Here is an 18,911-nt window from a genome sequence, read left to right as displayed (position 1 = left end):
CCTGACCATTGTGGAATACGCCGTGGCCGGTGGGTTGATTACGGTGTTGGTGGCCGCCGCCTTCGTTCTTCTGGGCGGTGCCGTGAATACCAAGATCCGCGCGCTGTGCCAGGCCGTCAACGGCAACGTTGCCTGCTAACGATAACTGCAACAGGGAGACGCGCCATGTCCATGGAATTGCTGGTGTCGACGGTGCTGCTGCTAGGACTGCTGGGTGTGGCGGTGGTGAGCGATTTGCTTCGCCACCGCATCCCCAACACGCTGGTCCTGTTGGGCCTGGCCTTGGGTTTGGCCGGTCAGACTTATACAGGCGGGATCAGTGGAACGGGCGACAGCCTGCTGGGCATGCTGGTCTGTTTTGCGCTGTTTTTGCCCATGTATGCGGTGGGTGGCATGGCCGCCGGAGACGTCAAGTTGATGGCCATGGTGGGCAGTTTCCTGCCGGTTCATTACGCATTGTGGGCTGCGCTGTTCAGTCTGATTGCTGGTGGCGTGTGCGGTTTTCTGATCGTGCTGGCCCGCGGTCAGTTGCTCCAGACCCTCCAGCGTTACTGGCTGATTGTGCGGGCCCAGGCTTACCTGGCACCTACCGCGGATGAAGTGGCCGGCAAACCTTTTCCTTATTCGATCGCGATCCTGATCGGCACCTTGAACAGCGTCTACTGGCAGCTGATTGCCGATGGCTGGGGAGTCTAGTCATGCACGTCATCAACGATAGTGATGCCTACCCCAGTGAACGGGAAGCGGTGCAACGCCTGGCACCTCAGCCATGCACGATTCAAGACACCGGCCTGACCGACAGTTTTCTCGGCGAGCTGGTCTGCAAGCATCTGCACGACGCCGGTGTGTTGGACCTGCCGCGGCTGGTGGAACGCCTGGCGCTGACCGGCGCGGTACTGGAAGAAGTCCTGGCGTTCCTGCGCAAGGACGGTCGTGTCGAAGTGCTCGGCCAGCTCGGGCAAACAAGTGTGCAGGCCTTGCGTTACGGCCTGACCGAACGTGGCCGCAGTGCCGCCCGCGATGCCCTGTCTCGCAGTGGCTATATCGGTGCGGCACCTTTTCCGGTGAGTAGCTATCGGTCCCTGATCAAGATCCAGACCATTCACCATGGGCGTATCACCGCCACCGACATGCAACGGGCCCTGGCCGGCATGGTGCTGTCGCAAGGCATGCTCGATCAGTTGGGTGTGGCACTGAATTCAGGGCGGGCGATCATGATTTACGGCCCGGCGGGCACGGGTAAGACCTATGTCAGCAGTCGTCTTATCCGGCTGTTCGCCGAGGCCATCTGGGTGCCCCATGCCATCGTCATCAATGAGTCGGTGATCGAGATCTATGACCCGCAAGTGCATCAGCGCCTGGATGACAAGAGTCAATCGAACAATCTGATGCTCAATGAAGGCATCGACCGTCGGCTGCTGTGCTGCAAACGCCCGATTGTCATCACGGGCGGCGAGTTGAACATGGAGCAGTTGGATGTTCGCTACGACCCCTTTACTCGCCAGTACCAGGCCGCGTTGCAGCTCAAGGCCAGCAACGGCCTGTTCATCATCGATGACATGGGACGCCAGCGCATGGCGCCGGCCGAATTGCTCAACCGCTGGATCGTGCCGATGGAAGAAAAGCGCGACTTCATCAACCTGGGCGGCGGTCGCCATTGCGAATTGCCGTTCGATCTGGTCCTGGTGTTTTCCACCAACCTCAACCCCCTGGAACTGGCTGACGAGGCCTTTCTGCGCCGCATTGGCTACAAGGTGCAGTTCGGTTACCTCAAGCCCGAAGAATACGAGCGCATCTGGCGCCAGGAGTGCGAACGTCTGGGCATTCCCCATGACCCGCTGCTGGTGCGCTATGTGCTGCAGCAGCTTTATGCCGGCGAGGGCATGCCGCTGGTGCCTTGCCATCCCCGTGACCTGTTGAACATGGCGCTCGACCGCCAGCGTTACCTGGGCGGTTCCGGGCCCCTGTTGCCGCAAGAGCTGGAATGGGCCTGGCACAACTACTTCGTTCAGCTCGACTTCCTTTGAATCGGAGATACCGACATGAGCTCTCGTACGCTTTCGCTGATTGGCGTTTCCCTGGTAATGGGCCTGGGTGCCGCATGGATGGCTGACTCCTGGCTGAGCGCACGACTTAACGCCAAACCCGATGACCACTTGCGAAGTGTGGTGGTCGCCACCGTACCAATTCCCTTCGGGCAAATGGTCGAGGCCCAACAGGTCACGACCGTGCGCATGCCCATGGATACGATCCCGGACGATGCCTTTGACTCCAGCGAACAGGCCGTGGGCAAGATCGCAACGTTCGACATTCTGCGCGGTGACATCGTGCGGGGCGCGCGTCTGAGTGAGCACCTGGGTGGCAGCACCCTGGCGTCGCTGATCGATCCTGACAAACGCGCCATATCGGTACGGGTCGATGATGTGGTCGGTGTGGGTGGGTTCCTGTTGCCGGGGAACCGGGTCGACGTGCTGGCAACCAAGACCACCAGCGCCGGCAGTAACAACGCCGTGTCCCGGACCATCCTTGAAAACCTGCGGGTGCTGGCGGTGGATCAGACGGCGGGCACCGACAAGACCCAGCCGGTGGTGGTAAGGGCCGTGACGCTGGAAATGTCGGCCACTGAAGCGGAGGCCCTGGTGACTGCGCAGACCGAAGGCAAGTTGCAACTGGCCTTGCGTAACCCGCTGAACCTGGAGAAAAAAACCGTGGTCGTGGCGCCCCCTCCGGCTCCGGTGATGGCGGTGGCGACTGCTGCGGTGCCAAAGCCCGTGGTGCAGCGCAGCCCCAAAGCGCAGGCCAGCGGGATCACGGTCATCCGTGGAGTTGAAAGCAGCGTCGTCAACGTTCACTGAAACGCGTAGAAAAATGCCTGGTCCCTTCGGCCATGGCGATGCCGATCTTCACGTGTCGGCAAACGAGGGCTCGATCATGAATCCCAGTATCCGGCAGCCTGTCACTGCGACGCCTCGGCGCCAGGAAGGAGCAGTGAGTGTATTGATGGTGATCGCGTTAATGGCGATTTCCATGATGGCGGCATTGGCCCTGGATGGCGGACACATGCTGCTGAACAAGACCCGTCTGCAAAATGCCGTGGATGCCGCGGCCCTGAGCGGCGCCAAGACCCTGAGCCAGGTGACGGGAGGGCTCAACATGGCCAGCACGACTCGGGCCGCTGCCCTGGACACGCTGACACGCAATGCCGACGCTGCGGGCAACGCTGAACTGGCAACCGCTGTCGCCGGCAACCCGGCTGCGTTCGCCGCAGTGGAGCTGGCCAGCAGCGTTTATGGCCCGTTCTCCTATCCTGGGCCGGCGGATGCCAAATACGTGCGAGTGTCGGTGTCCAGCTATCGGTTGAGCGGTTTTTTCTGGAGTTTCGTTCAAACGATGGGCAGTGCCGGCCTGGGCAACAAGGCCGTGGCGGCGATCGCCACCGCAGGCCCCAGCCCGACGGCTCCGTGTGATCTGGCGCCCTTGATGGTCTGCGGCGACACCAGCCAATACGACCCGGCTGCCGGAAATTTCTGGAGTTACCGCTTTGGCGACCTGACGGTGCTGAAGACGGCCGCGGGCAACACGTCGCCCATTGGCCCGGGCAATTTCCAACTGCTCGATTTCGGCTCCGGCGGCAGTGCCGTGCGCGAAGACCTGGCGGGCGGCGGTTCGGTCTGCCGCAGTGTCGGGGACAACGTCCAGACCGCGCCGGGCAACAAAGCCGGCCCGACTTCCCAGGGCTTGAACACGCGATTCGGTATCTATAACGGTCCGGTCAGTTCTTCGGACTATCCACCCGACCTGGTCACCACTTCGAGCAACCCGGCGATGACCTATAACGATTCGCTCTCCCAGGCGCAATACAAAGGACAGCCCATTACTTCGAGCAGCGGTGATCTCTCGGCCGGCGGCGAGGCAATACTGGACTACAACGACTGGCGAACAGCAGTTGCCGCCTGTGTGGCCGGAGCTGGCAATGGCTGTGAGAGCAACGGGGTTTTCGAACGGCGGATGCTCAAGATCGTGATCGGTGACTGCACCGGCAAACTGAGCGGTTCTACCTCGATTCCCGTCCTGGGTTTTGGCTGCTATTTCGTCGTGCAACCGGTGAATGGCGGAGGTTCGGACTCCATCATCTTTGGCCAGTTCGTCCAGGAATGCGAAGGCGATAATGTGCCCGGCCCCACGCCGGTCAGCGATACCGGGCCGCAGGTCATTCAGCTCTACAAAACCTATCTCAACGGCAGCGGCACTCCGAGCACCGACTCGTAGGAGGCGTCATGAGACTTGCCCATTTCAAACCCGCGCAGGCCCAGCAAGGCGTGGCGCTGGTGGAATTCACCCTGGTGCTGCCGTTGTTGTTGCTGCTGTTGCTGGCTTTTGGCGAGTTCGGCCGCATGCTCTTCCAATACAACGTGCTGCTACAGGCCAGCCGTGATGCCAATCGATTCGTCGCCAGCCAGGCCTGGAATACCACCCTGGGCACCATTGCCCTGAACAACACGCTGCAGACCCAGACGAAAAACGTCGCGGTGTATGGCACCCCGAGCCAGGCCGGCACCGCTGTGGTGGCCGGGTTGACCACGGCTAACGTGGAGGTCGCGGCGGTGGGGGCTGACCATGTGCGTGTCACCATCACCTACACCTTTTGCCCGGTGATTGGAGCGGGCAATTGCGGCGGAACAATTCCCGGTTTTTTCGGCAGTGCCATTGCGCTGGGTATCCCACTGGTCGCGACCACCGTCATGAGGGCGTTGTGATGAACAACAAGCACATGCAAGGCACCTATATCGTGGAGTTCGCCTTCGTTGGCCTGCTGGTGTTCATCCTGCTGTTTGGCGTGCTGGAGATGGGCCGGCTGTATTTCACCGCCAATGCCTTGGATGAGGCCGCGCGGCGCGGTGCGCGTCTGGCGGCGGTGTGCAACATCAACGATCCGGTGGTGTTGCGCCGGGCCATCTTCAACGCCGCGACGGACGCAGGCACCAGCCAATTGATCAGCAGCCTCGCCACCTCGAACCTGGCGCTGACCTATCTGGATGTGAACGGCGCGGTGGTGGCGAACCCCGCCGACACGGTCAGCGCCAACGGCTTCCGCGCTATCCGTTACGTCCAGTTGAGCGTGCAGAACTTCGTTTTCAATCTGTTCATTCCTGGGTTTGGCGTGCCCATTACCTTGCCCACATTCAGGGCGACCTTGCCACGCGAAAGCCTTGGGCGTCATTCCGATTCCGGGGAGATCACACCATGCTGAATACCAGGGAAACTCCACTGTCGACCGTCACCGGCAAAGCCGGGCTGCGGTTACTGATCAGCAGCCGTGACGCTTCGTCCCTGCGCGACTTGCAATGCGTCTGCCAGCGCATGCCTTGCCTGGAAGTGAGCACGCGCCTGGTGAGCAACGGCCATGTCGATCCGCTCTATGGCCTGGAGCGAATGCCCGATCTGCTGTTGTTGCGGGTCAGCCACTTGTGGCGCGAAGAGCTGGCGGCGTTGCTGCAGCGGCCTGCCCATGAGCGTCCACCGATGCTGGTGTGCGGTCTGATGGGCGAGCAGGAAGGCATGCGGCTGGCAATGCAGGCCGGTGCCCGGGACGTGCTGCCCGAGCCTTTCGCCGAGACGGAACTGGTGGCCGCCCTGAATCGTCTGGTTGCGGAGGTCCGTGTCGGCCATGGCGCCGAAGGCAAGCTGGTCGCCGTGATCGGCGCCAAGGGTGGTTCCGGTGCAACGCTGGTGGCCTGCAACCTGGCCCAGCAACTCAGCGCCCAGGCAGGTACCACTCTGCTGCTGGATATGGACCTGCAATTTGGCAGCGTGACCCACTATCTGGATGTGGCCCAGTCCCATAGCCATCTGCAAGTGCTGCAACAGGTCGAGGACCTGGACAGTATCGCCCTGCGGGGTTTTTGCAGCCACTTCAGTCCGACCTTGCACGTGCTGGGTGGCCGTAGCGGCGAGTTGTGCCTGCCACAGGACGCCCAGCCGGAACAACTCGACGCCTTGTTGCAATTGGCCCGTGCCAGCTATGACTGGGTGGTAGTGGACCTGCCGCGTCAGATCGACCACCTCACCGGCTCTGTGCTGGAGCAGGTCGACCGGGTCTACGTGGTGGTTCAACAAAGCGTCAGCCATCTGCGCGATGCCAGCGCCCTCGTGCGGATTCTTCGCGAGGACCTGGGCGTACGTGGGGACCAGTTGCAGGTGGTGGTCAACCGCTATGACAAGGCGGCTGCGGTCAGCCTCAAGGATGTCGCAGAAGCCCTGCGGTGCACCAACCTGTCGAAATTACCCAATGACTTCAACCTGGTCAGCCAGAGTCAGAACACTGGCGTGCCGTTGGGGCTGCATGCGCCGAGGGCGGCCATCACCGTTGCCCTGCGCGATTTGACCGAAGACCTGGTCGGTCACCAGATGGCCGCAGACAAAGGCCTGCTCAAACGTGCCTTCAACCGTTTTTTCGGGGGATGACCCATGATCAGCGACTTCCGCAACCGCTTGCGTAAACAGTCCGGTAAACCGGCCATTGAACTGGCTGGCGACAGCCTGCCGGATCCGACAGAGCAATTGATGGCCTGGGAACATGCCATCCCCGACGTGCTTTACGAAACCCGTAGTCAGGTCACCCCGGTGGAAGCCCAATGGCGGGAAAAAATCTACCAGCAACTGCTCAAGGTCATGGACCTGTCCTTGCTCGACTCCCTCGAGCAGGCCGAGGCGGCGAGGCAGATACGCGATATCTGCCAGCGTTTGCTCGATGAGCATTCGGCGCCGGTAAGCTCCGCCAGCCGTCAGTTGATCATCAAGCAGATCACCGACGAAGTGCTCGGGCTGGGGCCTTTGGAGCCGTTGCTGGCCGACCATAGCGTGTCCGACATCCTGGTCAACGGTTTCGCCTCGGTCTATGTCGAACGCTTCGGCAAGCTGCAAAGAACCGACGTGCGCTTTCGTGACGACCAGCATCTGCTGAACATCATTGACCGCATCGTCTCCAGCCTGGGCCGGCGTATCGACGAGTCGTCCCCTTTGGTGGACGCCCGGCTCAAGGACGGCTCGCGGGTCAACGCAATCATCCCGCCACTGGCCATCGACGGTCCGAGCATGTCGATCCGTCGTTTTGCCGTGGACCTGCTCAACACTGACAGCCTGATCCAGGTGGGCACCATGACCCCAGCCATTGCCTTGTTGCTCAAGGCGATTGTCCGTGGGCGCTTGAATGTGCTGATTTCCGGCGGCACCGGCAGTGGCAAGACCACCATGCTCAACGTGCTGTCCAGTTTCATCCCCCACAACGAACGCATCGTTACCATCGAGGACTCGGCCGAACTGCAACTGCAGCAACCTCACGTGGTGCGCCTGGAAACCCGTCCTTCAAACATCGAGGGGCGCGGCGAGGTGAGCCAGCGGGAACTGGTGCGCAACAGCCTGCGGATGCGTCCGGACCGCATTGTCATTGGCGAGGTGCGCGGCGCCGAAGCGCTGGACATGCTCACCGCCATGAACACCGGCCACGATGGCTCCCTGACCACAATCCACGCCAATACCGCGCGCGATGCCTTGGGGCGAATCGAGAACATGGTGTCGATGACCGGCGCGACTTTTCCGATCAAAGCCATGCGTCAACAAATTGCCTCTGCCATCGATGTGGTGATCCAGCTGGAGCGTCAAGAAGACGGCAAACGTCGTGTGGTGAGCATGCAAGAGATCAACGGCATGGAAGGGGAGATCATCACCATGACCGAAATTTTCTCTTTCACGCGCCAAGGCATCGGGGAAAACGGCGAGGTGCTGGGGGATTATCGGCCCAGCGGCATGATCCCGGCCTTTCGCGACGTGTTGGCCAGGCGCGGCATCGAGTTGCCGCTGACCCTGTTCCGCCCTGAGTGGATGGAGGCTCGGACGTCATGAACAACATCCCCAGTGAGTTCATCCTGATTTTTCTCGCCATGGTGTTCATCGCCGTCTTCCTCCTGTCCCAGGGCGTGGTGGTGCCGGTGTTCGGCGAGGCCGGCAAAATGCGCAAGCGCATCCGTGGGCGCCTGCATGTGCTGGAGAAAGCCAACCATCTGCCCAACATGCAGACCGTGTTGCGGCAGAAGTACCTGACGCGCTTGTCGCCCCTGGAAGCCCGGCTTGAACAATTGCCGTTCATGGCCAACCTGACCCAGTTGATCGAGCAGGCCGGCCACGAATACCGAGCCTATCGGGTAATGGCGCTCGGCCTGGCCCTGGGCGTAGCGGCCGGTGCCGTGGTGTTGATGTTCTGGCCGGTGTGGTGGATGGCGCTGCTGGCGGCCTTTGCGGTGACCTGGCTGCCGGTGCTGAAGATCATGCGTGATCGTAGCAAGCGCTTCGCCGCCTTCGAGGAAGGCTTGCCGGATGCGCTGGACGCCATGTGCCGGGCCTTGCGCGCCGGGCACCCGTTCAACGAAACCCTGCGCCTGGTTGCCGAGGAGCACAGGGGGCCGGTCGCCCAGGAGTTCGGCATGACCTTCGCCGACATCAACTATGGCAACGATGTGCGCCGGGCCATGCTCGGGCTGTTGGAGCGCATGCCGAGCATGACGGTGATGATGCTGGTGACCTCCATACTTATCCACCGCGAAACCGGCGGCAATCTGACCGAAGTGCTGGAGCGCCTGAGCCGCTTGATCCGCGGGCGCTTCCGCTTCCAGCGCAAGATCCGGACCTTGTCGGCGGAAGGGCGCATGTCGGCCTGGGTGCTGGTGGCGATCCCTTTCGTGCTGGCGATCGCCATTGTGCTCACCAGCCCCAGCTACATGCCGGTGCTGATCAACGACCCTATAGGCCACAAGCTGATCATGTTCGCGTTCGGCGCCATGTTGCTGGGGATTCTCTGGATCCGAAAAATCATCCGGATCCAGGTTTAAGCGCCCTTGCGGCGAGAGGTATCAGTCATGGATTTTCTGCTCGGGTTGTTCAGTCGGTTTACGGGAAACGAGGAGGCGGCACGGCTGTTGTTCATCGCCGTGATCGGTCTCAGTACGGTACTGGCGGTCGTCGCCATGATCTTGCTGATGCTCGGCCTGCAGGACCCGGTGCAACGGCGTCTGGCGCTGATCAAACGGGGATATTCCGGCAGCACGCAAGGGCAGGAGGCGCCAGGTAACCTGCAACTCTTGCTGGAGCGGGTCGGCCAGCGGTTCGCAGCGACTGACCCGGCCCAGGCCAGCGCCACCCTGACCCTGCTCACACACGCCGGCTACCGTTCCGCATCGGCGGTGCAGATGTACTGGGCCGTGCGCCTGATGCTGCCGTTGCTGCTGCTTGGCGTTACGTTACTGCTGCTGCCGCTGATCAAGGTGTCCTTGATTGTCGGTTTGCTGGTGGCGACCTTGATGGCGGGTATCGGATGGTTGCTGCCGGCGCTGTACGTCGGCAAGCGCAAGCAGGCGCGACAAGCGCGGCTGCGGGCGGCATTTCCCGATGCGCTGGACCTGATGGTGGTGTGCGTCGAGTCAGGCCTGGCTCTGCCCACCACCATAGAACGGGTGGCCGAAGAAATGTCGGTCAGCCAGGTTGAGCTGGCCGAAGAGCTGGCCCTGGTGAACGCGCAGATCCGCGCGGGTATCACCAGCACCGACGCTCTCAAGCAACTGGCCCTGCGCACCGGCCTGGATGATATCCAGGGCCTGGTCAGCCTGTTGGCCCAGAGCATCCGCTTCGGCACCAGCGTGGCCGACACCCTGCGTATCTACGCCGATGAGTTTCGTGACCGGCGCACCCAGGCGGCCGAGGAAATGGGGGCCAAAATCGGTACCAAGCTGATCTTTCCGCTGATCTTCTGCCTCTGGCCAAGCTTCTTCCTGGTCGCCATCGGCCCCGCCATGATTGGCGTGTTCAGGGCCTTTGGAAATATGTAGAGGGGCATACGGTCCCGGTTGTACAAGCCTGTGGCGAGGGAGCCTGCTCCCGCTCGAGCAGCGCTGCAGCCCCGGTTTGCGGCTGCTGCGCAGCCCAGCGGGAGCAAGCTCCCTCGCCACTCAGTCAGGCACACAAGGGTTATGATCGTTCCCACGCTCTGCGTGGGAATGCATCCCGTGACGCTCTGCGTCACCTTCCAGAAGCGGAACGCGGAGCGTCCCTGGCGACATTCCCACGCAGAAGCGTGGGAACGATCGAAGTCCATACCCAACCGAACTCCAACGCCCGTGGCGAGAGGGTTGATCCCCGTTGGGCCGCTTAGCGGTCCTGAAACCGGGGATTGGCGTCTCACCCATTGGCCGGACCCGCGCAAGACTCAGTTCGCATGGGCGGTTGTTTCCTGAAGGGCTGCGCAGTCCCGCGGGGATAGGGCCCCGCGCCACAAACAGGCGCGTTCAGCTTTATGCAAGGCAGAGCAAAAGATCGCAGCCTTCGAAAAGGCCTACACCGGATCGGATGTAGGCATTGTCGAAGGCTGCGATCTTTTGTTTTCCACTGTGTTTCAGTTGCTGCTGGTGATTTCCCCACCCGAGTCCTGTTCGAAGAATTCCGGGATCGGGTAATTGAAGCTATTGAGCCAGCGCTGCATGGCCAATTCCCGTTCGGTGGCCGAGGCGGTTTGCAGGTGGGTTGAGGCCACCACCCCGCGAATCTGCAGCTGCATCCAGCTCTCCGTGCCCTGTTGCGCAGCCGAAGAGGGGCCGGGTTCAATGGCCCAGGCGGTGGCGGACAGGCAAGTCATGCACACGATCAACAGTTGTCTGGTTTTCATCTCTTGGACTCCTCGTAAGGCGCTACTTGACCGCATCGGATGAGGCGTCGGCCACATCGCTCAAGCGGTTCGCGGGGGATGTCGCCCCGGCAGGGGCCGAGCCTCTGATTTTTTCCGCCCGGGCTTGAGCATCTGCCACTTGTTTGGGGCTCAGATTGGCCATGTTTGCCAGTTCGGCTGCCTGCTTCCAGTTGTCCTGGTAAATCAGCAGCGTCACCATGTTGAAGGCGGCCAGCGAGTCTGACTGTCTGAGCTCCATGGCGGTCATGAACTCGAAGCGGGCTTCAGGGATTCGTCGCTGATTGAGATAGACAACTCCCAGGTCATTGCGGATTTTTCCTTCGGTGGGGGACATTTTCACAGCGCGCTCAAGGTGTTCGGTGGCGCCAGCATGATCATGCCTGGCGGCAGCCAACTGGCCGAGGCCATGCTCGCCATCAGCGGCCAGGCAAGTGCCGAGCAGGCTCTGGTACAACGGCTCTGCCTCGTTACGTCCCATCAGGCGCAGCACTCGCGCCTTGCGCAGGCGGACCTGGACCAGATCCTCCGGCAGACCTTCGAGGTTCGCCAGGCTGGCATACAAACGTCCGTCATTGGCCATGTCATCGGCCAGGTTCAGCGCCAGTTCCTGATCGGAGCCTGGCTTGATGCAACTGGTCGGACGTGAAGCCACGCCGTTGCTGGCGCAGCCGACCAGCAGCACCGTTGCGGCTATCGCGATCACAGCTTTCATTGAATGTCCCCTCGTATCAGGTTGAACACGTGGACGCTTGCACCTCAGGCCCCGGCTCATTGGGACAGCCCGTTACGGTTGTCGAACTCGCCGTTTTCAAGGAAGTACATGCGGTAGAAGTTCGGGTCGTAATTGCGCAGCTGTTCGCCCGGCAACGTCGGCAGTTGTGCGTCGGCGGCCAACGGTTGGACCAAGTGCGGCGTGACGATCATCAGCAGCTCGCGTTCTTCGCGATTGATGGAGTTATCGCGAAAGAACGCACCGAGAATCGGAACATCGCCCAACCCCGGTAATTTGTTCACCTGAGAGGCATTACGCGTGCTGATCAGGCCGCTGATGACAAAGCTTTCGCCATCGGCCAGGGCAATACTGGTATCGGTACGGCGTACGGTGAGCGCCGGAACCAGCGTGCCAGCGATGTTCACCGCGTTGGTGAAATCCAGTTCACTGACTTCCGGTGCCACCTTGAGCATGATGCGGTTGGTTCCGACGACGGTGGGCGTCAAGGTCAGACGGATACCGAATTCCTTGTACTCGATGGACACGTTGTCGCTGCCGGCACTGGGCACCGGGATCGGCACTTCGCCGCCGGCCAGGAAGCTCGCGCTCTGCCCGCTCAGGGCCACCAGGCTCGGCCGCGCCAGGGTGTAGGCAAAGCCACTGCCTTCCAGCGCATTGATCATCAGCAGGGTTTGTCCGGTGGCAAAGGACAGGTTGAACATGTCGTTGTTGACCGGCAATGAAGGCCGCACCACGCCACCGATGGTGGGCAGGGTTCTCGGCGCGCCGAACAGGAAGTTGCCACGGCTGCCGAAAATAGAGGTTGAAGCTTCCTTGAGCTTGGTCCGACTGACTTCGACGAAACGGATGTCAGTCTGCACCTGGGCAAGCAGCATGGGGTCTTCGGAGGGTACGCTCGCGGCGCTGGTCAGTGCCGAGGTGGCTCTGCCTTTGACGAAGATCATGCTCTGGCGGGGGATTTTTGAGCAGGCCGTCCAGACCATCAGGCTGGTGGCCCCGGGCGCCAGGCCCGTAAGGATGAAGGCATCGCTGCCGCTGGGTTGCACGTCGGCAATTTTCGGGTCGCCCACTGCCAGCTTCGTTACGGGGGCCAGGATACGCAATTCGTTCTGAAGCCCTTGGCCAACCTCGAAGGTCGCCGGCAAATTGTCCAACTGAGCACAATTTGCCGTTGCGGCCTGGGCCGCTTCCAGGCCAAGGCCCATCCAGAACAGACCATGGATCAAGTGCTTTAAAGCGGGCGGGGTACGATAGCTCATGAAGTGATCCTCGACAGAGAGGCCGTCCCTAGGCTTAACAAATGCCTCGGATCACTTAAGGGGCCCGGGCTGCCCCTTGTATTGCACCAGACCATTGAGCGGCGGTGGTGAGCGCCTCGTCGCTACAAGCGAGCGAGCGCATCCCACCGGCCTGACTGAATGGCAGGCAGCTTTCGAAAAAACTGTTTGAGCCCCGCGATACCGGGGTGACGAGCAGGGTGACCGGTGTTGATCGGGTCGCCCTAGGGGTGATTTATTCACCGCCGTGCCCGCTTCTTTTTGAAGGTAGTTCATGCATGGCAAAGCGCCACGCCATAAACAAAAAAAACGACTAAAAAGTGACGGGAGGGAAATTCTCGGCAAAGTCGCCGTCAATAATTTGTCTTTTGTGCGATTTCGGGACGTATTTACAGCGAAAGGATCAACCGTCCGGCAAACAGAATCAGGATGACGCCCATGGTCCGTTCGAACCAATGACCCATGCGCATGAACACTTCCCGTACCCGGGCGCTGGAAAAAAACAACGCGACGACGACAAACCACAGGGCATTCACCAGGCACATCCAGACCCCGTACAACGCCTGGATCTGCAGCGGTGTGGTGGTGCTGATCAGGGTGGTGAAGATGGCCAGGAAAAACAGCGTGGCTTTCGGGTTGGTGGCGTTGGTCAGAAACCCGGTGACAAACGCTTTGAATGGCGTTTGCCGAGCAGCGTTTTGAGCGATGGGGTGTTCACCTTCAAGCGTGGATTTGGGTCTGCTGCGCAGCAGGCTGACGCCCAGGTAAAGAATGTAGGAACCGCCCACCACCTTGGCGACCATCAGCAACCAGGGGAAGGTGTGCATCAGCGCACCCACCCCGAGCAAGGTGTAGATCACATGCACCGAGATACCGGCGCCTATGCCCAACGCTGTGCAGATCCCGATCCAGCGGCCAAAACGGACGCTTTGGCGGATCGTCACGGCGAAATCAGGGCCGGGTGCGACCACCGCAAGAAAATGAACGGTGGCCAGGGCCAGGAATTCGCCCAGGTAGCTCGATAGCATTTCAACTCCGAACGGTCAGGGGCGAGGCATCGCGGCGCTAACCGATTAAAAAGAGAAAAGGCTCAGGTGCGGATATTCCATACCCGCATCGGAATGTGTGCGGGATTATAAGTTGTGTGTAAATTGATGATAATCCGTTCAAATTTCACAGGGCTTTTGCTCCATGAGCACAAATCAATCACTGGCCTTGCTCGCCGAAATGGCCATTTTCGTCAAGGTTGTGGAGACCGGCAGTTTCTCCGAAGCGGCCAGGCAATCAGGCGTGTCACCGTCGGCTGTCAGCCGAAGCATCTCGCGTCTGGAAAAAGCCTTGGCGACCCGATTGCTGCAACGCACCACCCGCAAGCTGCGCTTGAGCGATGGCGGGGAAGAAGTGTTCAAGCGTTGTCGGGAAATGGTCGCCGCCGCCCGATCGGTGATGGAAATCAGTGGCCAGTTCGCCCATGAAGCCGAGGGGCGGATCCGGGTCAGCGTGCCCAAGGCGGTGGGGCGCTTTGTCATTCATCCCCACATAGCCGAGTTCTTGCGTCGTTACCCCAAGGTCGATGTGGAGTTACTGCTGGAGGATCGACAGGTCGATCTGATCGACGATCACGTTGACCTGGCGCTGCGGATCACCGACCAGCCGCCGGTCGGGCTGGTGGGACGTCAGTTGTTGACCATTGACCACCTGCTCTGCGCCACGCCGCGCTACCTGGCCGAGCACGGCATCCCCGAGCATCCCCACGACCTGCTGGAGCACAGCTGCATCTACCTGGGAGAAACCCCACACGACGCTCGCTGGAAATTCAGGAAAGGCACCAGGTCCGTCCACGTGGGCGTGCGTGGACGTTATGCCGCCAATCATACGGGCGTGCGGCTGGAGGCTGTCTTGCAGCACATTGGCATCGGCAGCTTGCCGTATTTCACCGCCCATCATGCGCTGGAGCAAGGCTTGATCGTGCAGGTGCTGGCGGATTGGACGTTCCTGGCCTCTTACCAGGGTGGTTTGTGGCTGCTGCATTCGCCTACCCGTTACCTGCCACCAAAGTTGCGGGTGTTCATTGATTATCTGGTGGAATGCCTGGAGAAGGAGCCTACTTTGAACAAGGCGGGCCACAAAAAAGGCCCGCCGGATTAACCGTGCGGGCCTTTGCATGACTGATCGCAATCAGTGCTTGCTGTCCTGATCCGACATCGCCAGCAATTGCTTTTCCTGGTTCCAGTCGAAGGGTTCGTCGTTTTGCTCGGCTTCGAAACGACGTTCTTCCAGAGCCTGGTACAAGGCGATTTCTTCATCGGGCATGTAATGCAGGCAGTCACCGGCGAAGTACCACAGCAGGTCACGAGGCACCAGGTGGGCGATCTGTGGATAACGGACGATGACCTGGCACATCAGGTCCTGGCCCAGGTACTGGCTTTCGATCGGATCAACGGGCAACTGCGCGCGCAATTCGTCGAAGCGCTCCAGAAACAGGGCATGGCTTTCTTCGGGAACCTGGTCTGCCTCACCCACGGCGACCAGGATGCTGCGCAAGTGGTCAAGCAAGACAAGGTGATCGGCAACGACGTTGGACACGAGATAAGTCCTCAAGAGCAAAACGGGCGCAGGAGTATAAAGCGCTTGCGCCCGTTTTTACATGGCACAGAGCACAGGGTCGACAGGATCAGCGGACCTTGTCCTCGGCGAGCGTGAGTTCCTCCTTGTCGAAATCATCCACGTCGATCACTTTACGTCGGGCCGCTTCGGCCTCGCGCAGGGTCTGGGCTTCGCCGGCCTGTAGCACGCCGGCTTCAAGGGCTGCGTCGATGACCTGTTCGCCTGGAGCGGGGTTGAGCTGACCCTGTTTGAGCGCGCCGTGCAGTTTCTTGTGCAGCGGATGAGCCGCGGCCAGCAGGTCGCAAGCGTGCTGCAGCGCACCCACCGGATCGTCGACCGATTGCGGGCGATAGCAACCCTGCAGCAGCTCCTCGAGGGTCGGGTCGCCCTTGACCCGGCCGATCACTGCAGCCACTTCAGCGTCCAGCCTGTCGCTCGGACCTTTGTGGCGACGACCGAAGGGGAATACCAGCACGCGTAACAGGCCACCCAGCACCCGGTTCGGGAAGTTGTCCAGCAGTTCGTCCAGGGCCCGCTCAGCCTGGCCCAGGCTTTCTTCCATGGCCCAGGTGAACAGCGGTTCCATATGGTCCGGCGAGTCCAGGTCGTGGTAGCGCTTGAGCGCGGCGGAGGCGAGGTAGAGGTTGCTCAATACATCCCCAAGGCGCGCCGACAAGCGTTCGCGACGTTTGAGTTCACCGCCCAGCAGCATCATGCTCAGGTCCGCCAGCAGGGCGAATGCCGCCGCCTGCCGGTTGAGGGCGCGGAAATAACCCTGGCTCAAGGCGTTGCCGGGGGCTCTTTCGAAACGCCCCAGGCCCAGGTTCAGCACCAGGGTGCTGGCGGCGTTGCTGATGGCAAAACCGATGTGTTTGAGTAGCAACCCGTCGAATTCGATCAGTGCCTGGTCTTTGTCTTCACGCGTGGCCAAGGCCATTTCCTTGAGCACGAACGGATGGCAGCGAATCGCACCCTGGCCGAAGATCATCAGGTTACGTGACAGGATATTCGCGCCTTCGACCGTGATGAAGATCGGTGCACCTTGCCAGCTACGCCCCAGGTAGTTGTTGGGCCCCATGATGATGCCCTTGCCGCCGTGTACGTCCATGGCGTGGCTGATGCATTCGCGGCCGCGCTCGGTCAGGTGGTATTTGAGGATGGCCGACAGCACCGAAGGTTTTTCTCCCAGGTCCACCGCGTTGGCGGTCAGCATACGGGCGGCGTCCATCATCCAGGCGTTGCCACCGATACGGGCCATGGCCTCCTGAATACCTTCAAAGGCCGACAATGGCACGTTGAACTGCTCGCGTACCTGGGTGTACTGGCCGGTCACCAGGCTGGTGAACTTCGCCGCCCCGGTGCCCACAGCCGGCAGGGAAATCGACCGACCGACCGACAGGCAGTTCATCAGCATCATCCAGCCCTTGCCGAGCATGGGCTGGCCGCCGATGAGAAAGTCCAGCGGGATGAACACGTCCTTGCCCCAGTTCGGTCCGTTCATGAAAGCGGCGCCAAGGGGCAGGTGACGACGGCCGATATTGACGCCAGGAGTGTCGGTGGGAATCAGGGCGAGGCTGATGCCCAGGTCTTCTTCATCCCCCAGCAGGTGATCGGGGTCATAGGCCTTGAAGGCCAGGCCGAGGAGGGTGGCCACCGGTCCCAAGGTGATGTAGCGCTTTTCCCAGTTCAGGCGCAGGCCCAGGGTTTCCTGACCTTCCCATTCGCCCTTGCAGATGATGCCGGTGTCGGGCATCGCCCCGGCGTCGGAGCCCGCCAGCGGCCCGGTCAGGGCGAAGCAGGGGATGTCGTCGCCGCGGGCCAACCGTGGCAGGTAGTGGTTGCGTTGTTCGTCGGTACCGTAGTGCAGCAGCAATTCGGCTGGGCCGAGGGAGTTGGGGACCATCACGGTGGAAGCCAGATCGCCGCTACGGGTGGCCAGTTTCATCGCCACCTGGGAGTGGGCATAGGCGGAGAAGCCCTTGCCTCCATATTCCTTGGGAATGATCAGCGCGAAAAAGCCGTGCTCCTTGATGTGTGCCCAGGCTGCGGGTGGCAGGTCCATGGCCTGACCGATCTGCCAGTCGCTGACCATGGCGCAGAGTTCTTCGGTGGGGCCGTCGAGGAAAGCCTGTTCCTCCTCGGTCAGTTGCACCTTGGGATAGGCCAGCAGCGTGTCCCAGTCCGGCCGGCCACTGAACAGTTCACCGTCCCACCACACCGTACCGGCGTCGATGGCGTCGCGCTCGGTTTCTGACATGGGGGGCAGGGTCTTCTGGAACCAGTTGAACATCGGCGCGCTGAAATACTTGCGGCGCAGGTCCGGCAGCAGCAGTGGAGCCGCGACGGCGGCGAGCGCGATCCAGAAGATCAGCATCAGCCAACCGGGAGCGGGGCTGAACAGGCTCATGGCCAGCAGGTAGGCTGCGATGATGCCCAGCGCGGGCAGCGGGGCGGTACGCCGATGCGCCAGCCAGGCTTTCCCGACAACCAGAACCAGTATCCACAACAACAGCATATGTAATCCTCCGTGAACCAGGGCAAAACCGACCCTCAGAGCTTAGACGGCATCTGCAAAACCGGCGGTCGGCGCGATGTGATTGATTTCGTGGGAAACCCTGGATGCATTGCGCCAGTCTGGTTGGCAACATCCGTGGGAAATCGTTCGTTAACAAAGTGAGAAAGCGCCATTGTTTGGCGTAAACGCCGTTATTACCGAGGGTGGGCTTTGGATAGACTCGAAGCAAGCCCTATAGGCGCTGCCGAAGGTGCGGGCCGCGTTCGGACGATCTCTTGATCTGTCTATCTTTCTCTCAGGGCTCGATGGTCCGGGAAAGATCGCCGCCTCGTTGCACTCGGCAGCTCCTACGGACGCAGGCGTTTTCCGTGAGGTCCTGACCATGCAGCAATACCTGAACCCCAGCCGCTTCATCGACAGCGATCACCCTGCGGTCATTGAGTTCGCCGAAACTCATCGCGGCACTGATCGCGACCCGCAGGCACAAGCAATCAGCCTGTATTACGCGGTGCGCGAGGCCGTGCGCTACAACCCCTATACCTTCAGCCGCGATCCGCAGACCCTGCGTGGCAGTTACGCACTGGCCTGCGGTGAAAGCTATTGTGTGCCCAAGGCGACCTTGCTGGCCGCTTGCGCCCGCCATTGTGGTATCCCGGCGCGCATCGGCCTGGCGGATGTGCGTAATCACTTGTCCACTGCACGCCTGCTGGAGTTGCTCAAGAGTGACGTGTTCGCCATGCACGGTTATACCGAGTTCTATCTGAACGAGCGCTGGGTCAAGGCCACGCCGGCCTTCAATCAAGGCTTGTGTGAGTTGTTCGATGTGGCACCCCTGGAATTCGATGGCCGCGAGGACAGCGTTTTCCACCCGTTCAATCGACAGGGCGCCAAGCTGATGGAGTACGTCACCGACCACGGCCAATTCGCCGATGTGCCCGAAGCGTTCTTCTTCGAGCACCTGGAAAAATGCTACCCGCACCTGTTCGGCGAGCAACTGCCGCCCCTGCTTGGCGACATGCAGGGCGATTTGAGTCGCGGCTGATCCGG

19 protein-coding genes are annotated in these 18,911 nt (G+C 61.1%); 13 read left to right on the top strand and 6 right to left on the bottom strand.

What is annotated here, in order from left to right; genetic code table 11:
- The 11 genes from GSM73_RS27375 to GSM73_RS14960 form a co-directional block, all read left to right on the top strand.
- The coding region (locus GSM73_RS27375; RefSeq protein ID WP_160893152.1) for a Flp family type IVb pilin at positions 1-139 on the top strand (139 nt) is incomplete at its 5' end.
- 26 nt (positions 140-165) lie between these two features.
- Entirely contained in the window at positions 166-696 is a 531-nt protein-coding gene (locus tag GSM73_RS15005) for a prepilin peptidase (protein ID WP_047228159.1), read from the top strand.
- 2 nt (positions 697-698) lie between these two features.
- Entirely contained in the window at positions 699-2,027 is a 1,329-nt protein-coding gene (locus GSM73_RS15000; protein ID WP_047228160.1) for an ATPase AAA, read from the top strand.
- A 15-nt stretch (positions 2,028-2,042) separates the two neighbouring features.
- Entirely contained in the window at positions 2,043-2,855 is an 813-nt protein-coding gene (cpaB, locus tag GSM73_RS14995) for a Flp pilus assembly protein CpaB (protein ID WP_047228161.1), read from the top strand.
- A 76-nt stretch (positions 2,856-2,931) separates the two neighbouring features.
- Positions 2,932-4,269, top strand: a complete 1,338-nt coding sequence (locus GSM73_RS14990; protein ID WP_218575714.1) for a TadE/TadG family type IV pilus assembly protein — start codon at positions 2,932-2,934, stop codon at positions 4,267-4,269.
- An 8-nt stretch (positions 4,270-4,277) separates the two neighbouring features.
- Complete coding sequence (locus GSM73_RS14985; protein ID WP_047228162.1) at positions 4,278-4,757, top strand: TadE/TadG family type IV pilus assembly protein; 480 nt, start codon at positions 4,278-4,280, stop codon at positions 4,755-4,757.
- Positions 4,757-5,251 carry a TadE family protein gene (locus tag GSM73_RS14980; RefSeq protein WP_160893091.1) on the top strand — a complete coding sequence of 165 codons (495 nt, stop codon included), beginning with the start codon at positions 4,757-4,759 and terminating at the stop codon, positions 5,249-5,251. Before GSM73_RS14985 ends, GSM73_RS14980 begins: the two co-directional genes overlap by 1 nt.
- Positions 5,245-6,465 carry an AAA family ATPase gene (locus GSM73_RS14975; protein ID WP_047228164.1) on the top strand — a complete coding sequence of 407 codons (1,221 nt, stop codon included), beginning with the start codon at positions 5,245-5,247 and terminating at the stop codon, positions 6,463-6,465. The genes GSM73_RS14980 and GSM73_RS14975 overlap by 7 nt, the downstream gene beginning before the upstream one ends.
- 3 nt (positions 6,466-6,468) lie before the next feature.
- Complete coding sequence (locus GSM73_RS14970; protein WP_047228165.1) at positions 6,469-7,902, top strand: CpaF family protein; 1,434 nt, start codon at positions 6,469-6,471, stop codon at positions 7,900-7,902.
- Positions 7,899-8,885: a type II secretion system F family protein gene (locus tag GSM73_RS14965; protein ID WP_047228166.1), complete on the top strand. Its 987-nt coding sequence runs from the start codon at positions 7,899-7,901 to the stop codon at positions 8,883-8,885. Before GSM73_RS14970 ends, GSM73_RS14965 begins: the two co-directional genes overlap by 4 nt.
- A 27-nt stretch (positions 8,886-8,912) precedes the next feature.
- Positions 8,913-9,878: a type II secretion system F family protein gene (locus GSM73_RS14960; RefSeq protein ID WP_047228167.1), complete on the top strand. Its 966-nt coding sequence runs from the start codon at positions 8,913-8,915 to the stop codon at positions 9,876-9,878.
- A 563-nt stretch (positions 9,879-10,441) separates the two neighbouring features.
- Here the strand turns inward: GSM73_RS14960 and GSM73_RS14955 are convergent.
- The 4 genes from GSM73_RS14955 to GSM73_RS14940 all read right to left on the bottom strand — a co-directional run bounded on the left by GSM73_RS14955 (position 10,442) and on the right by GSM73_RS14940 (position 13,770).
- The gene (locus tag GSM73_RS14955; protein WP_047228168.1) at positions 10,442-10,711 is read right to left on the bottom strand and encodes a DUF3613 domain-containing protein; all 270 of its coding nucleotides are present in this window, start codon (positions 10,709-10,711) and stop codon (positions 10,442-10,444) included.
- A gap of 22 nt (positions 10,712-10,733) precedes the next feature.
- Positions 10,734-11,444, bottom strand: coding sequence for a tetratricopeptide repeat protein (locus GSM73_RS14950; protein WP_160893089.1), 711 nt, complete (start codon positions 11,442-11,444; stop codon positions 10,734-10,736).
- Positions 11,445-11,500: 56 nt separating this feature from the next.
- Positions 11,501-12,724 carry a type II and III secretion system protein family protein gene (locus tag GSM73_RS14945; protein WP_047228170.1) on the bottom strand — a complete coding sequence of 408 codons (1,224 nt, stop codon included), beginning with the start codon at positions 12,722-12,724 and terminating at the stop codon, positions 11,501-11,503.
- Positions 12,725-13,131: 407 nt separating this feature from the next.
- Complete coding sequence (locus GSM73_RS14940) at positions 13,132-13,770, bottom strand: LysE family translocator (protein ID WP_160893087.1); 639 nt, start codon at positions 13,768-13,770, stop codon at positions 13,132-13,134.
- A 163-nt stretch (positions 13,771-13,933) separates the two neighbouring features.
- On the opposite strand from GSM73_RS14940, the gene GSM73_RS14935 reads away from it, so the two are divergent.
- Positions 13,934-14,890, top strand: coding sequence for a LysR family transcriptional regulator (locus GSM73_RS14935; protein ID WP_047228172.1), 957 nt, complete (start codon positions 13,934-13,936; stop codon positions 14,888-14,890).
- Positions 14,891-14,920: 30 nt separating this feature from the next.
- Here GSM73_RS14935 and GSM73_RS14930 read toward each other — a convergent pair whose 3' ends face one another.
- Positions 14,921-15,328: a PA2817 family protein gene (locus GSM73_RS14930; RefSeq protein ID WP_047228173.1), complete on the bottom strand. Its 408-nt coding sequence runs from the start codon at positions 15,326-15,328 to the stop codon at positions 14,921-14,923.
- A gap of 88 nt (positions 15,329-15,416) precedes the next feature.
- Positions 15,417-17,864 carry an acyl-CoA dehydrogenase gene (locus GSM73_RS14925; RefSeq protein ID WP_160893085.1) on the bottom strand — a complete coding sequence of 816 codons (2,448 nt, stop codon included), beginning with the start codon at positions 17,862-17,864 and terminating at the stop codon, positions 15,417-15,419.
- A 382-nt stretch (positions 17,865-18,246) separates the two neighbouring features.
- Here GSM73_RS14925 and GSM73_RS14920 point away from each other — a divergent pair, with 382 nt between their 5' ends.
- Complete coding sequence (locus GSM73_RS14920) at positions 18,247-18,906, top strand: transglutaminase family protein (protein WP_076383822.1); 660 nt, start codon at positions 18,247-18,249, stop codon at positions 18,904-18,906.
- Positions 18,907-18,911 lie beyond the last annotated feature (5 nt).

It is taken from the genome of Pseudomonas sp. PICF6, assembly GCF_009831705.1.
GTDB lineage: Bacteria > Pseudomonadota > Gammaproteobacteria > Pseudomonadales > Pseudomonadaceae > Aquipseudomonas > Aquipseudomonas rhizophila.
This window is presented reverse-complemented; position numbering and strand designations above follow the sequence as displayed.

Coding starts and splice junctions, on each gene's coding strand:
- GSM73_RS14990 (WP_218575714.1), top strand. CDS start 2,932: ATGAATCCCAGTATCCGGCAGCCTGTCACTGCGACGCCTCGGCGCCAG.
- GSM73_RS14940 (WP_160893087.1), bottom strand. CDS start 13,770: ATGCTATCGAGCTACCTGGGCGAATTCCTGGCCCTGGCCACCGTTCAT.
- GSM73_RS14950 (WP_160893089.1), bottom strand. CDS start 11,444: ATGAAAGCTGTGATCGCGATAGCCGCAACGGTGCTGCTGGTCGGCTGC.
- GSM73_RS14945 (WP_047228170.1), bottom strand. CDS start 12,724: ATGAGCTATCGTACCCCGCCCGCTTTAAAGCACTTGATCCATGGTCTG.
- GSM73_RS14925 (WP_160893085.1), bottom strand. CDS start 17,864: ATGCTGTTGTTGTGGATACTGGTTCTGGTTGTCGGGAAAGCCTGGCTG.
- GSM73_RS14935 (WP_047228172.1), top strand. CDS start 13,934: ATGAGCACAAATCAATCACTGGCCTTGCTCGCCGAAATGGCCATTTTC.
- GSM73_RS14970 (WP_047228165.1), top strand. CDS start 6,469: ATGATCAGCGACTTCCGCAACCGCTTGCGTAAACAGTCCGGTAAACCG.
- GSM73_RS14975 (WP_047228164.1), top strand. CDS start 5,245: ATGCTGAATACCAGGGAAACTCCACTGTCGACCGTCACCGGCAAAGCC.
- GSM73_RS14965 (WP_047228166.1), top strand. CDS start 7,899: ATGAACAACATCCCCAGTGAGTTCATCCTGATTTTTCTCGCCATGGTG.
- GSM73_RS14985 (WP_047228162.1), top strand. CDS start 4,278: ATGAGACTTGCCCATTTCAAACCCGCGCAGGCCCAGCAAGGCGTGGCG.
- GSM73_RS14955 (WP_047228168.1), bottom strand. CDS start 10,711: ATGAAAACCAGACAACTGTTGATCGTGTGCATGACTTGCCTGTCCGCC.
- GSM73_RS14920 (WP_076383822.1), top strand. CDS start 18,247: ATGCAGCAATACCTGAACCCCAGCCGCTTCATCGACAGCGATCACCCT.
- cpaB (WP_047228161.1), top strand. CDS start 2,043: ATGAGCTCTCGTACGCTTTCGCTGATTGGCGTTTCCCTGGTAATGGGC.
- GSM73_RS15005 (WP_047228159.1), top strand. CDS start 166: ATGTCCATGGAATTGCTGGTGTCGACGGTGCTGCTGCTAGGACTGCTG.
- GSM73_RS14960 (WP_047228167.1), top strand. CDS start 8,913: ATGGATTTTCTGCTCGGGTTGTTCAGTCGGTTTACGGGAAACGAGGAG.
- GSM73_RS14980 (WP_160893091.1), top strand. CDS start 4,757: ATGAACAACAAGCACATGCAAGGCACCTATATCGTGGAGTTCGCCTTC.
- GSM73_RS15000 (WP_047228160.1), top strand. CDS start 699: ATGCACGTCATCAACGATAGTGATGCCTACCCCAGTGAACGGGAAGCG.